Source organism: Bacillus sp. Xin1 (assembly GCF_013314535.1).
Taxonomy (GTDB): domain Bacteria; phylum Bacillota; class Bacilli; order Bacillales; family Bacillaceae_G; genus Bacillus_A.
In genome coordinates, this window is sequence record NZ_JABUAE010000041.1 from 18,469 (window position 1) to 30,740 (window position 12,272).

General features: G+C 36.6%; 11 protein-coding genes and 2 pseudogenes. 12 read left to right on the top strand and 1 reads right to left on the bottom strand.

Features of this window, described 5'->3' with window-relative positions:
• Positions 1-179 precede the first annotated feature (179 nt).
• Positions 180-548, top strand: a complete 369-nt coding sequence (locus HRG09_RS23430) for a VOC family protein (protein ID WP_174103191.1) — start codon at positions 180-182, stop codon at positions 546-548.
• Positions 549-575: 27 nt separating this feature from the next.
• Here the strand turns inward: HRG09_RS23430 and HRG09_RS23435 are convergent, their stop codons facing one another.
• The gene (locus HRG09_RS23435; RefSeq protein ID WP_174103192.1) at positions 576-1,385 is read right to left on the bottom strand and encodes a YitT family protein; all 810 of its coding nucleotides are present in this window, start codon (positions 1,383-1,385) and stop codon (positions 576-578) included.
• Between the two features lie 147 nt (positions 1,386-1,532).
• On the opposite strand from HRG09_RS23435, the gene HRG09_RS23440 reads away from it, so the two are divergent.
• The 11 genes and pseudogenes from HRG09_RS23440 to HRG09_RS29160 form a co-directional block, all read left to right on the top strand.
• Positions 1,533-2,336 (top strand): protein phosphatase 2C domain-containing protein, encoded by an 804-nt coding sequence (locus HRG09_RS23440; protein ID WP_174103193.1) that lies wholly within the window; start codon positions 1,533-1,535, stop codon positions 2,334-2,336.
• A 14-nt stretch (positions 2,337-2,350) separates the two neighbouring features.
• On the top strand, positions 2,351-2,827 hold the full coding sequence (locus HRG09_RS23445; protein ID WP_174103194.1) for a peptidoglycan recognition protein family protein: 477 nt from the start codon (positions 2,351-2,353) through the stop codon (positions 2,825-2,827).
• Complete coding sequence (locus tag HRG09_RS23450; RefSeq protein WP_174103195.1) at positions 2,824-3,072, top strand: DUF2164 domain-containing protein; 249 nt, start codon at positions 2,824-2,826, stop codon at positions 3,070-3,072. The genes HRG09_RS23445 and HRG09_RS23450 overlap by 4 nt, the downstream gene beginning before the upstream one ends.
• A 228-nt stretch (positions 3,073-3,300) precedes the next feature.
• Positions 3,301-3,504, top strand: coding sequence for a hypothetical protein (locus HRG09_RS23455; protein WP_174103196.1), 204 nt, complete (start codon positions 3,301-3,303; stop codon positions 3,502-3,504).
• Positions 3,501-4,079: a GNAT family N-acetyltransferase gene (locus tag HRG09_RS23460; protein ID WP_174103197.1), complete on the top strand. Its 579-nt coding sequence runs from the start codon at positions 3,501-3,503 to the stop codon at positions 4,077-4,079. The genes HRG09_RS23455 and HRG09_RS23460 overlap by 4 nt, the downstream gene beginning before the upstream one ends.
• Positions 4,080-4,207: 128 nt before the next feature.
• Positions 4,208-5,635 carry an amino acid permease gene (locus HRG09_RS23465; RefSeq protein WP_174103198.1) on the top strand — a complete coding sequence of 476 codons (1,428 nt, stop codon included), beginning with the start codon at positions 4,208-4,210 and terminating at the stop codon, positions 5,633-5,635.
• Between the two features lie 135 nt (positions 5,636-5,770).
• Positions 5,771-7,409: pseudogene (locus HRG09_RS23470) on the top strand (long-chain fatty acid--CoA ligase).
• Positions 7,410-7,598: 189 nt separating this feature from the next.
• Complete coding sequence (locus HRG09_RS23475) at positions 7,599-8,174, top strand: biotin transporter BioY (RefSeq protein ID WP_174103199.1); 576 nt, start codon at positions 7,599-7,601, stop codon at positions 8,172-8,174.
• An 83-nt stretch (positions 8,175-8,257) separates the two neighbouring features.
• A complete protein-coding gene (locus HRG09_RS23480; protein WP_174103200.1) occupies positions 8,258-9,721 on the top strand; it encodes an acyl-CoA synthetase in 1,464 nt (487 codons plus the stop codon).
• The gene (locus tag HRG09_RS23485; RefSeq protein WP_174103201.1) at positions 9,714-10,811 is read left to right on the top strand and encodes an acetyl-CoA C-acyltransferase; all 1,098 of its coding nucleotides are present in this window, start codon (positions 9,714-9,716) and stop codon (positions 10,809-10,811) included. Before HRG09_RS23480 ends, HRG09_RS23485 begins: the two co-directional genes overlap by 8 nt.
• A gap of 210 nt (positions 10,812-11,021) precedes the next feature.
• Positions 11,022-12,272: pseudogene (locus tag HRG09_RS29160) on the top strand (IS200/IS605 family accessory protein TnpB-related protein); the annotation flags it as partial.

The window sequence follows — 12,272 nt, forward strand, 5'->3', positions numbered from 1 at the left end:
TTACAGAATAGAATATGTTTTCGTTCTTTTTGATAAACTTTCATTAAAACACCTTCTTCATTATAAAACAAACCTATGTATATGGCTGTTAAGTAAATCTTATAGAGTTTTATAAAACTTATATAAGTTATTTTTTTAGCGATATACAATAAAATAAAAATATAAAGGGGGAGGGGCATATGATAAATTATATTCAAGGGATTGATCATGTACAAGTAGCAGCACCTGCAGGGTGTGAAGAAGAGGCGAGAGCTTTTTATGGACATATAATAGGTTTAGAAGAAATTCCAAAACCTGAAGAATTAAGAAAACGTGGCGGTTGTTGGTTTCGTTGTGGAAATCAAGAAATTCATATAGGGGTAGAAGCAGCTTTTTCTCCGGCTAAAAAAGCGCATCCAGCTTTTTATGTTCACAGAATTGATGAATTTAAGAAAAACTTAATCGAGCAAGGGATTCAAGTCATAGATGATCATGCTCGTCCAGATGTAATTAGATTTTATGTTTTTGATCCGTTTGGGAATCGACTAGAATTTATGGAGAATAAATAAAAAACTAGGTGGAGTTCCACCTAGTTTTTAACCTTTTCTAAACAATCCTAATACTTCAACAGTCTCTGTAATATTGACGAATGCTTGTGGATCAATTTCAGAAATGGCTAGTTTCATACCAGCAAGCTCTTCTCGTGAAACAACAGTCATAAGCACACGTTTTTTTTCATTTGAGTATGCACCTTCACCATCAAGAAGTGTAATTCCACGTACAACTGTTGAAAGAAGTTTCTTTTTCATTTCTTCAGCTTGATTTGTTACAATCATAAGTGTAACTTTACGATGTTTCGTATGAACAGCATCGATTACTTTACCTGTTACATAGATTGAAAGTAAGCTCGTTAATGCTACATCCCAGTTAAAGAAAAATCCAGCAATGACAACAACGACTGTATTTAAAATAATGAGGAAACCACCAAGTTTAATATCTCTTTTGCGAGATAATAGCATACCGATAATATCAAATCCACCCGTAGAACCATGACAATTAAAGACAAGACCAATTCCTGCTCCTGCAATTACGCCTCCAAATACAGAAGAAAGAAGCGGATCTTTTGCGACGATTTGTACTGGAATCCAGTATAATGCTGCAGATAATACGATAACAGATACAACTGTATTAAAAATTACTTTTTTTCCAAGACCTATGTATCCTAAAATAAGAATAGGTAAGTTTAATGCAAAGTTAATAATTCCTGTGTTTACAGGGGTTACAATTCCTAAGATAATAGCAATTCCGCCAATTCCACTACTTAAAATCTTGTGGGGGATAAGGAAAAGATTAAAGGCAACTGCAATAATGATAGAACCAATAATAACTCCAAGAAATCTGACCATCTTTTTCCCGTCCTTCACTAAAAAATCATATTATTTCAAGATTATATATGAAATTGAAAGTTTTAGGGAAAAACAGTTTATTTTGGAAAAATAGAATAATTTAAAAAAACAAATTACTTTTGAACTTTATTAAAGAGGTGTGAAGATATGGAATTTAAAACGTATCAACAGAAAAGTCCTTTGAAACAGGAGTGCGAGGATGCCTTTTTTTGTAACGAAGATGTGATGGTATATGGTGTGTGCGATGGTGCAACACCACTTATACCATTTCAAGATGAGAAAGAACATAATGGAGCATATCTTGCATCTAATTTATTTGCAAGTCATTTTACATCGCTAAAAGAAGTAACAAGTTTACAAGAGGTAATTAAAAACGCAAATGAAGCATTACAAGAAAAAATGATAGATTATAAGATTGATACGACAAAGAAAGATCATTTATGGTGTACTTGTATTGCTGTAGTTCATATCAATGATAGAATCATTCAATATGCGCAGCTTGGTGACTGTATGATTGTTGCTACATTGCACGATGGAACGATGAAAGTGCTAACAAAAGATACAGTAAAAGGAATTAGTGCGCGAGCGAAAAGAAAACGTGAAGAAGATAGAAAAAAAGGACTTCCTGTACCGGAAGAACATCTATTTAATGATATTAGGAAGCAATTAAAATATAATCGTTATCTTGCTAATATGCCAAATGGGTATTCAGTAGCAAATGGGATGCCAGAAGCAATCACTTGGATTCAACAAGGAGAATTACCACTTGCTGAAGTGAAAGGGATATTTATTTGTTCGGATGGATTATTTCACCCAGGTTGGTCACTTGAGCAAACCGTGCAATATGTAAGAGGGCATAGTATAGAGGAATATGTTTCTATAATAGAAGAATTAGAAGGACAAAAGCGAATTCACCCAGATGATAAAACGATAATTATGATTGAGTTGTAAAAGGAGGATTCGGAATGGAAATGAAACAAGCAAAGCTGAAATTTCAAGATGAATTGCAGCCACTGCAAAACGTAACAAAACTTATTATTCATCACACAGCTGAAGATGGATGGGATGTGTATAAAACACATGAATTCCATCAAAAGGTAAGAGGTTGGAGCGGCATTGGATATAATTATTTTATTGAAGAAGATGGAACTGTATTTGCAGGTAGGGGATTACATGTTGGAGCCCATGCAAAGGGATATAATACTGAAACGATAGGGATTTGCATGGCAGGTAATTTTGATAAATACGATCCAGCAATAGCGCAAATAGATGCTTTACATTTGCTATGTAAGAACTTTATGAAGCAGTTTTCTATATGTGAAGAACATATACTGGGTCATCGTGAATTAGAAGGTGTCACAAAAACTTGTCCAGGAACACGTTTTTCTATGGTAGAGTTAAGGGAAATATTATCGCAAAATAGAGGAGAAGATGAGGCATGATGAATATAAAAATGCCAAATGAAAAGAAAGATGAGCTTGTAGAACAAATTCAGCAGTTTTTTGAAGAGGAAGACTTAGATACAATCGGGCGTTTTCAAGCAGAGCGTTTAATAGAAGAAATGATAAAATTAATTGGGCCATACGCATATAATCAAGCAATTGGGGATGCGAGAAAATTAATTACAGATAAGTTGTCAAACATAGAAGAGGATTTATATGTATTAGAAAAGCAGGGTGGTAAGTAAAAAGGGCCTTTAATAGGCTCTTTTTACTTATGTTCTTTATGTTCATGTACTCATAAAGTATGACAGTCTCTATCTTAAAAGAATGTAATAATGTATTTGGAATGTATGAAGGCGACTCTAATGCTACTTTTCCTTTCAACATTTAGGAGAAGTAGGGATTTTTTTGTGGAAGGAAAATGGAAGATTACTGTCGAAGGGAGTAGAAATAGATTAAAGGTGGGTGCTCTCATGAAAAAGAAAGAAATACATACATGCTCTTATTGCGGCTCTAATGATATTGGGGAAGGCGAGTTTGTTGGATATGCGCAAATAAGAAAAAAAGAGACGATGTTTACATCTTCTCCAGTGGATGCTTATATTTGTACGGATTGTGGAAGTGTACTTCAGTTAAAAGTAAGGAACTATCCTAAGTTTAAGAAGAAACCATTATGAACAATAAGATAGAAAAGTATCCAACATTGTATACAAATCGTCTTATATTAAGGAGGATCAATATAAGCGATATGTTAGATATATATGAGTATGCTTCAGATAAAGAAATGACAACGTATACTGTATGGAATCCCCATACAACATTAGATGATACGAAAATGTTTGTGAATTCAATTATGAACCAATATGCACAAGAAGAGTTAACTGCTTTTGGTATGGAATTACAAACTGAAAAGAAGCTCATAGGAACGTGTGGATTTATTACTTATAATTCAAAAGAACAAAAAGCGGAGATAGCTTATGCGTTATCACGAAAATATTGGGGAAGAGGGTTGGCGACAGAGGCCGCGCAGGCGTTTTTAGAATATGGTTTTACAGAGTTACATTTCAATCGTATTGAAGCAGGTTGTCATACAAGAAATAGACAATCTGAGAAGGTGATGAAACGATTAGGGATGAAATATGATCAAACCATTAAGGACGATTTGATTGTAAAGGGGATGTATCGTGATACGAAGCGATACTTTATTACACGTGATATGTATAGTGAAAATGAGCAGAGGAGAGTAAACTAATGAGGTTATTCTCCTCTGTTTATTTTTTGTTAAATAGATAGAATTTTCTGTTTAATAAATTGACAAGTAGTCAATTTATTTTTTATACTGTTATAAATTTACACAAAATAATAGAAGTGAGGGAGAATATGGAGAAGAGAAAGGGAGAGTTTCAAAACATTATAGAAAGAGAGAAAGGGTTACAACGGAGACTATCTACTAGGCAATTGTCGATGATTGCGATTGGTGGGGCAATTGGAACAGGTTTATTTTTAGGAAGTGGTATGGCAATTGGGTTAGCAGGTCCAAGTGTTCTACTTAGCTATGGAATAGGAGCGGTTATCGCTTTTTTATTGATGGGGTGTTTAGCTGAAATGACAGTAGCACATCCAACATCGGGATCATTTGGTGCCTATGCAGAGCATTATATTGGGCAGTGGGCTGGCTTTACAGTTCGCTATGCCTATTGGGTGAGTATTGTAGCAGCTGTAGGAACAGAGGTAACAGCAGTTTCTGTCTATATGAAATACTGGTTTCCAACTGCACCAGGCTGGATTTGGGTCATTCTTTTTTCAGGTATACTGATTTTTATAAATGCGACTAGTGTCAATTTATTTGGAACCATTGAATATTGGTTTTCGATGGTTAAAATTATCGCTATTTTAGGTTTCATTTTGTTAGGGGCTTATGTTGTATTTGGTACAAATGCTAATCCTGAAATGGGTGTGCAAAATTACATAAATGATGGAGGGTTTTTCCCAAATGGTTGGTGGGGCATGTGGGTTGCTGTTTGTGTTGCTATATTTAGTTACTTAAGTATAGAAATGATTGCTGTTACAGCTGGAGAGGCAAAAGACCCAGAAAAAGCAGTTCCAAAGGCTCTTCGTTCAACAATCTATCGGTTGATTATATTTTATTTATGTACGTTAGCTCTCATGTTGATGATTGTTCCTTGGAAAGTGGCAGGTGTGGATAAAAGTCCATTTGTTAAAGTAATGGAGTTAATTCATATTACAGGTGCTTCTGGTATTATGAATTTTGTAGTGTTAATTGCAGCATTATCGGCGATGAATAGCCAATTATATATTACAACACGCATGATGTTTTCATTATCGCGAGCGGGATATGCACCAAAGCGTTTTGGAATACTTAGTAAGAAAGGGGTTCCCGTTTCAGCTTTATTTTTGTCCACAATAGGAATCGCGTTAGCAACCGTAGTTACGATTATTTCTCCTAATCAAGCGTTCATGCTAATGATGGGAATCTCTATGTTTGGAGCTATGTTCACATGGATGATGATTTTTGTTACTCATTTATATTTCAGAAAAAAATGGGATAAGAATGGCGGAAGGAAGCTACCGGTACGTATGTGGGGATTTCCGTATTTAACCCTATTGGGTGTGATATTAATGTTAGCAATTATTCTTACCACATGGTTTACTGATATGTTTAAAACGACATTATTGACAGGAATTCCGTTTCTACTCATGATAAGCATAGGATATATGATATGGAAAAAAGCCAATGAAAGGAATATAGTCATAGAGAAAGATACGATATCAAGTGGTAGGGAATAAAAAGATTACGATAAGTCAATTAGATAATTATTTCCGTGGAAATAATTCAGAAAATACAGAAAAGTTAAACTTTCGTCATGAAAGTTTGGTATAATATTTAAAAATGAAAACGCTTTAATAGGAGGTTGGACAAAAATGATGATGAATGTGCCATTAACAATTAGTTCTATGATAGAAAGGGCAGAAAAGCTGTTTCCAAAGAAAGAAATCGTTTCGCGTACACATGATACGATTACCACTTTAACGTATAAGCAATTAGGAGAGCGAACAAGAAGACTCTCTAGCGCATTGAAGAAATTAGGGATAAAAGAGGGAGAACGAGTTGGAACTTTAGCGTGGAATCATCATCGTCATGTGGAATCATCATCGTCATGTGGAAGCATATTTCGCAATTCCGGGTATTGGCTCTGTTTTGCATACGATTAATATTCGTTTATCTGCACAACATATTTCCTATATTATTGGACATGCAGAAGACCGCATTTTACTCGTTGATGAAGATCTTGTACCTCTCGTTGAAAAAATTCAAGATAAACTATCAACTGTACAAGCATACATCATTATGACCGATAAAAAAGAACTTCCAGAAACTTCTCTAGAGCCGGTGTATCACTACGAACAGCTTCTTACAGAAGGGGATTCTGATTTTCAATTCTTAAAAGATATGGATGAAAATACACCAGCAGGTATGTGTTATACGTCAGCGACAACAGGGAATCCAAAAGGTGTTGTATATACGCATCGTAGTACGGTACTTCATTGTATGGCGCTTGGGCTCGCGGATACAGCGGCATTATCCGAAGGTGATGCAGCAATGGCGATTGTTCCAATGTTTCATGTGAATGCTTGGGGACTGCCGTTTGCAGCAACGTGGTTTGGATCGAAACAAGTGTTACCTGGCCCGATGTTTACACCGAAAATTTTATTAGAAATGATTCAGAATGAAAGAGTGACGTTGGCTGCTGGTGTACCAACGATTTGGCTTGGTGTTTTACAAGAATTAGAAAATAATAGTTATGATCTGTCAAGTATGAAACGGATTTTATGTGGAGGCGCTGCAGCACCTAAAAGTGTGATAGCTGCATTCGAACAAAAACATAATGTTCCTTTTGTCCATGCATACGGTATGACTGAAACAAGCCCGCTTGTGACACTTGCGCGGTTAAAAAGCTATGAGACAAATTTATCCTACGAAGACCAACTTGAAATCAGGTCAAAGCAAGGGTATCTTGTGCCAGGTGTTGAGATGAAAGTAGTTGGAGTGAACGGGGAAGTGAAGTGGGACGGGACTGAGATGGGTGAATTGTGCTTGCGGGCACCATGGGTTGCTGCAAGTTATTATAATGATGAACGAACTATCGAAGGATTCCGTGATGGTTGGTTATATACAGGTGATGTTGTTACAGTTGATGAAGAAGGATGCGTTAAAATTGTTGACCGCACAAAAGATGTAATTAAAAGTGGGGGTGAGTGGATCTCATCTGTAGATTTAGAAAACGCTTTAATGGCACATGAGGCTGTATTTGAAGCTGCCGTTGTTGCGGTTCCTCATCCGGAGTGGTAGGAGCGGCCTGTTGCATGTGTTGTACAAAAGCAAAATAGTTCTGTAACGAAAGAAGAGTTATATGAATTTTTACGACCGCAATTTGCGAAGTGGTGGTTGCCAGACGATATTGTTTTTATGGAGGAGATTCCAAAAACATCCGTCGGAAAATTTTTGAAACAAGAATTACGAAAAGAACTAGAGAATCTGCATAAAGGTAGCGAAAAATAATTTATAGGAAGAGGCGATTCCTGCCAATGGGAGTCGCTTTTTTATATTAAATCATGTTCATTTATAGCGGGTTAATTGTTAACTGGAATTATAAAGATGTTGACAATAATGCAAGAGAAAAGGTAAGATAACACCAATGATATGTTATCTTATGATAAGTTGAAGTTTACAAATAGGAGAAATATACACATGAATACAAAGAATTTAGTTTTTGTTGCTTTATTTAGTGCAATTATGGGTGTATTAGGACTAATACCACCAATTGCGCTTTCTGTTACACCTGTTCCGATTACATTGCAATCTCTTGGTGTTATGCTTGCGGGAGGATTACTTGGATCTCGTCTTGGTGCATTAAGCCAAATGGTTTTCTTGTTTGTTGTTGGAGTAGGAGCGCCATTATTAGCTGGTGGTCGCGGTGGTCCAGGTGTATTTGTTAGTCCAAGTGCAGGGTATTTAATCGGATATATTGTTGGAGCCTTTGTGATTGGGTATCTTGTAGAGCGTTTAAGCCAAGTATCTGTTATAAAAGTATTCTTGATTAATATAATTGGCGGGATTCTAGTTATTTATGTATTTGGCGTGACTGTTCAAGCATTTATCATGGATATTTCTGTATGGCAAGCCATTAAAGTAAGTGTCGTATTTTTACCAGGTGATTTAGTCAAAGCTGTGATTGCAGCAATTCTTGTACCTAGATTACATCGTTCATTGAAATATGTGATTACACCTGCTTTAAAGAAAGATAAAATCTCAAACGCTAGTTAAAGAACGGAAGAGACTTTATAAAATGTAAGAAACACGTATTAGCGTGTTTCTTTTTGTTATCTGAAAGGAAAGGATGAATAGTAGTGGGGATTACATCGTCTTATAGGAAGCATGCTGGTTTACATCCTAATAAAATAGCGATAAAAGAAAAAGATAGAGTATTAACATATAAAGAATGGCATGAATCTGTTTGCCAAGTAGCAAATTGGCTTAATAAAGAAAAAACAACGAATAAAACAGTTGCGATTTTACTAGAGAATCGCATTGGATTTTTACAAATCTTTGCAGGTGCTGCAATGGCAGGGTGGGTTTGTGTTCCGCTTGATTTAAGGTGGAAACATCATGAGCTTAAGGAAAGGTTGAAGCTTGCTAATCCATCTATTGTAATTACTGAACAATATAAGATGAGTGAAATACCACTAATAACTGGAAAGGTATTCTCGATTCATGAATATAATCAAATGATAGGCGACCAGTTACATATATACTATTCTTCAGAAAGTATAAAAAAATGCTCGTTCTATATGGGGTTTACATCGGGGTCAACTGGGAAAGCGAAGGCATTTCTTAGAGCGCAGGATTCTTGGGTCCATAGCTTTGATTGCAATTTACATGATTTCCATATGAAGAAAAATGATACGGTTTTGCTTGCTGGTACGTTGGTTCATTCTCTTTTTTTGTATGGGGCAATAAGTGCACTATATTTAGGGCAAACAGTGTATATTGTAGAAAAGTTCATCCCCAATCATATTTTATCTATATTGAAACAAGAGAAGATTTCAGTGATGTATACCGTTCCGACGATGCTAGAGGCATTATATAAAGAAAAAAGTGTTATAGAGAAAGAAGTAAAAATTATTTCTTCAGGAGCAAAATGGGAAGCTGAAGCAAAACAGAGAGTAAAAGCCGTATTTCCGTATGCAAAAAGATATGAATTTTATGGTGCTTCTGAATTAAGTTTTGTCACAGCACTAACAGATGTAGAAAATGAAAGAAAAGGATCTTCAGTTGGAAAGCCATGTCATAATGTGCAAATTCGGATATGTAACGAAAAAGGTAGGGAATTAAAACAGGGTGAAATTGGAACTGTTTATGTGAAAAGTGATCAGTTTTTTATGGGGTATGTACTAAATGGAGAGCTTTCTTGTCAAGTTACAGAAGAGGGCTGGATGACTGTAAATGACATAGGCTATCAAGATGAGGAAGGTTTTTTATATATAGTAGGTAGAGAGAAGAATATGATTTTATGTGGAGGTATCAATATTTTTCCAGAGGAAATAGAGAGTGTATTATCTACTCATCCCCATGTTGAAGAAATTGTAGTTGTTGGTATAAAAGATGAATATTGGGGCGAAAAACCTGTTGCTATGGTGAAAGGAAGAGCTACGAGACAAGAATTAAAAAGTTTTTGTTTAAAACGACTATCCTCATTTAAAATTCCGAAAGAGTGGTATTTTGTTAATGAAATTCCGCATACAAGTAGCGGGAAAATTGCCCGTGAAATAGCAAGAAATGTAATTGAGAATCAGGAGACAGTTTATGAATAGAGCGGTCATTGTAGAGGCGAAGCGAACACCGATTGGCAAGGAAAATGGAATGTTGAAAGAATACGAGGTTCAGCAACTGACAACTCCTTTGCTAGCACATTTAAGTAAAGGAATAGAGAACGAAATAGACGATGTAATACTAGGAAACGTTGTTGGGCCAGGCGGAAATGTTGCACGGTTATCAGCGCTTGAAGCCGGACTCCCATATACAGTACCGGGCGTAACAATTGATCGCCAGTGCGGTGCGGGGTTAGAAGCGATTCGGATGGCTTGCCACCTTATTCAAGGTGGGGCAAGTAGTTGTTATATTGCTGGAGGAGTGGAAAGTACAAGCACATCTCCCTTCCAGAAGAGAGCTCGCTTTTCGCCTGATCGTATCGGAGATCCAGATATGGGAATAGCAGCTGAATATGTAGCAGAGAAATATAAAATTACAAGGGATATGCAGGATGAATATGCTTGTTTCAGTTATAAAAGAACATTGGAAGCACTTGGAAAAGGGTATTTACAAGAAGAAATGATTCCGATTTCTTCAAATATACTGGAAGATGAAACAATAAAGTACGGAATGAATTATGAACGAATTATAAAGAGAACAAGGCCGGTTTTTTTACAAGGAGGAACGGTGACAGCCGGTAACTCATGTGGTGTAAATGATGGGGCATGTGCTGTGCTTGTAATGGAGGAAAGAAAGGCTCGTGCATTTGGTTATAAGCCGATTCTAAGGTTTGTGAGTAGTGCTGCAATTGGTGTAGATCCTCTTTTACCGGGTAGCGGACCGATATTTGCTGTGCGAAAGTTATTACAAGATCAGAACCTATCAATAGACGATATTGATTATATTGAAATGAATGAGGCTTTTGCTGCTAAGATTGTAGCATGTGCACAAGAACTACAAATCCCATATGATAAACTAAATGTGAGTGGTGGAGCGATTGCTCTTGGTCACCCTTATGGTGCATCTGGAGCGATGCTTGTTACGCGATTATTCTACCAAGCGCAAAGAGGAGAAGCAAAGTATGTCATTGCAACGCTAGGTATTGGTGGGGGAATTGGGCTCGCGCTATTGTTTGAGAGAGTAGAGAACTAGAAGTAATTTAGTTCTCTACTTTTTTGATATATAGACATTGCTTCCAGGTTTTGATTTTATTATTTTAACCGAGAAGACCTCCTCCTCTAAACGAAGTGAAGGTGGGGGATGAATCGGTTGTTCCTTTTTAAAGAAAACGTCTCTTCTTTGTGGAACTAACGTTCGATTGGGTGTATAATAATCTTATCAAATAAAAGAAGGTGGGAACAGGTGAAGAAAGCGTATTTTTCGAAACGGATCTACAAGATAGATGTACCGCATGAAATGGTAGATGCATTGGCAGAGACAATCGAAACATTTAATCAGGCAAAACGCTTTGCGTTTCAAACGATTGTTCGTGAAAAAAGTTGGAACCGTAAGTTGTATACAGACAGTCTTCATCTCGTTCTCAAGCGGAACTATCAATTGAATGATTATTATGCAAACAGTGCGGCGCAAGAAGCAAAGGCGTTGTTTACAGGTTTAATGGTGTTACAAAAACGATATGAGAAGCAAACGCAAGAGAAGCTTAAGAAGCTTAAGAAAAAGTTGAAACAAGAACGGACAAAACTAACAAATCTTCGCAGAATCAAACAAAGTTGTGTGAAAGGAACGCTGACGTTTCCGAAAAACACTCGCTTCGCAAAGCACAACAACCTCATCTCCTTATCTCGTAAAAAAGACACCTTAATTTGGCTGAGTGAATATCTGTTTGAACACCAATACTTAGATGTTCAAATGAAAAGAATTCAGGCGAAAATTGGTCATCTCACCCAAAGACAATCTCGTTTAATGCAAAAACTTTCATCTGATCAAACGAATATTCCTAGCGCAGTATTTGGAAGCAAAAAACTGTTTCGCTCTCAATTTACAATCCGCGAATTTGTACGTAACCATGACAAATGGAAAACAGTATTTTCTCGTGCTCGAAATAAACAACTGATCCTATCTGGACGGAAAGATGCCATACATGGCAATTTTGTATTTCAGTATGTGCCCGAGGCAAAAGAGTTGTGGATGACGACAAGTTCTGGGAAAACACTTATGTTTCCAGCTGTTACGTTCCCATAAGGCGCCATTGAAGAAGTAATCACAACCCAACTACAGTGTAAGAACAAGAAAAAGTATGGCAAACCGATCGCATGGTCTGTGGAAGACTATGGTTCCTATTATATTGTGAAATGTTTAGTCGATGTACCGGGAAATCCACGTACGAATTACAGTACATCAGATGGTGTGATTGGTGTAGATTGTAATCTTGAGCACTTTACTTGGACAAATGTAACGAAGGATGGAAATTATAAAGGAAGTGGTTTCTTTCGTTTTTCTATCATGGGGAAATCTACAGGACAAATCACAAAGATTATCGAAGTGGAAGCGATTCGCTTAGTCGACTTAGCGGAGCGGTATAACAAACCGATTGTCATCGAGAAGTTAGATACAACCCAATCGAAAACAGGGGATCGTTACGGAAATAAGCGC

What these genes read in the sequence shown, in the direction of transcription:
- HRG09_RS23475 (WP_174103199.1), top strand. Translation starts at nt 7,599, where the DNA reads ATGAATACAAAGAATTTAGTTTTTGTTGCTTTATTTAGTGCAATTATG.
- HRG09_RS23430 (WP_174103191.1), top strand. Translation starts at nt 180, where the DNA reads ATGATAAATTATATTCAAGGGATTGATCATGTACAAGTAGCAGCACCT.
- HRG09_RS23455 (WP_174103196.1), top strand. Translation starts at nt 3,301, where the DNA reads ATGAAAAAGAAAGAAATACATACATGCTCTTATTGCGGCTCTAATGAT.
- HRG09_RS23450 (WP_174103195.1), top strand. Translation starts at nt 2,824, where the DNA reads ATGATGAATATAAAAATGCCAAATGAAAAGAAAGATGAGCTTGTAGAA.
- HRG09_RS23485 (WP_174103201.1), top strand. Translation starts at nt 9,714, where the DNA reads ATGAATAGAGCGGTCATTGTAGAGGCGAAGCGAACACCGATTGGCAAG.
- HRG09_RS23460 (WP_174103197.1), top strand. Translation starts at nt 3,501, where the DNA reads ATGAACAATAAGATAGAAAAGTATCCAACATTGTATACAAATCGTCTT.
- HRG09_RS23440 (WP_174103193.1), top strand. Translation starts at nt 1,533, where the DNA reads ATGGAATTTAAAACGTATCAACAGAAAAGTCCTTTGAAACAGGAGTGC.
- HRG09_RS23465 (WP_174103198.1), top strand. Translation starts at nt 4,208, where the DNA reads ATGGAGAAGAGAAAGGGAGAGTTTCAAAACATTATAGAAAGAGAGAAA.
- HRG09_RS23435 (WP_174103192.1), bottom strand. Translation starts at nt 1,385, where the DNA reads ATGGTCAGATTTCTTGGAGTTATTATTGGTTCTATCATTATTGCAGTT.
- HRG09_RS23445 (WP_174103194.1), top strand. Translation starts at nt 2,351, where the DNA reads ATGGAAATGAAACAAGCAAAGCTGAAATTTCAAGATGAATTGCAGCCA.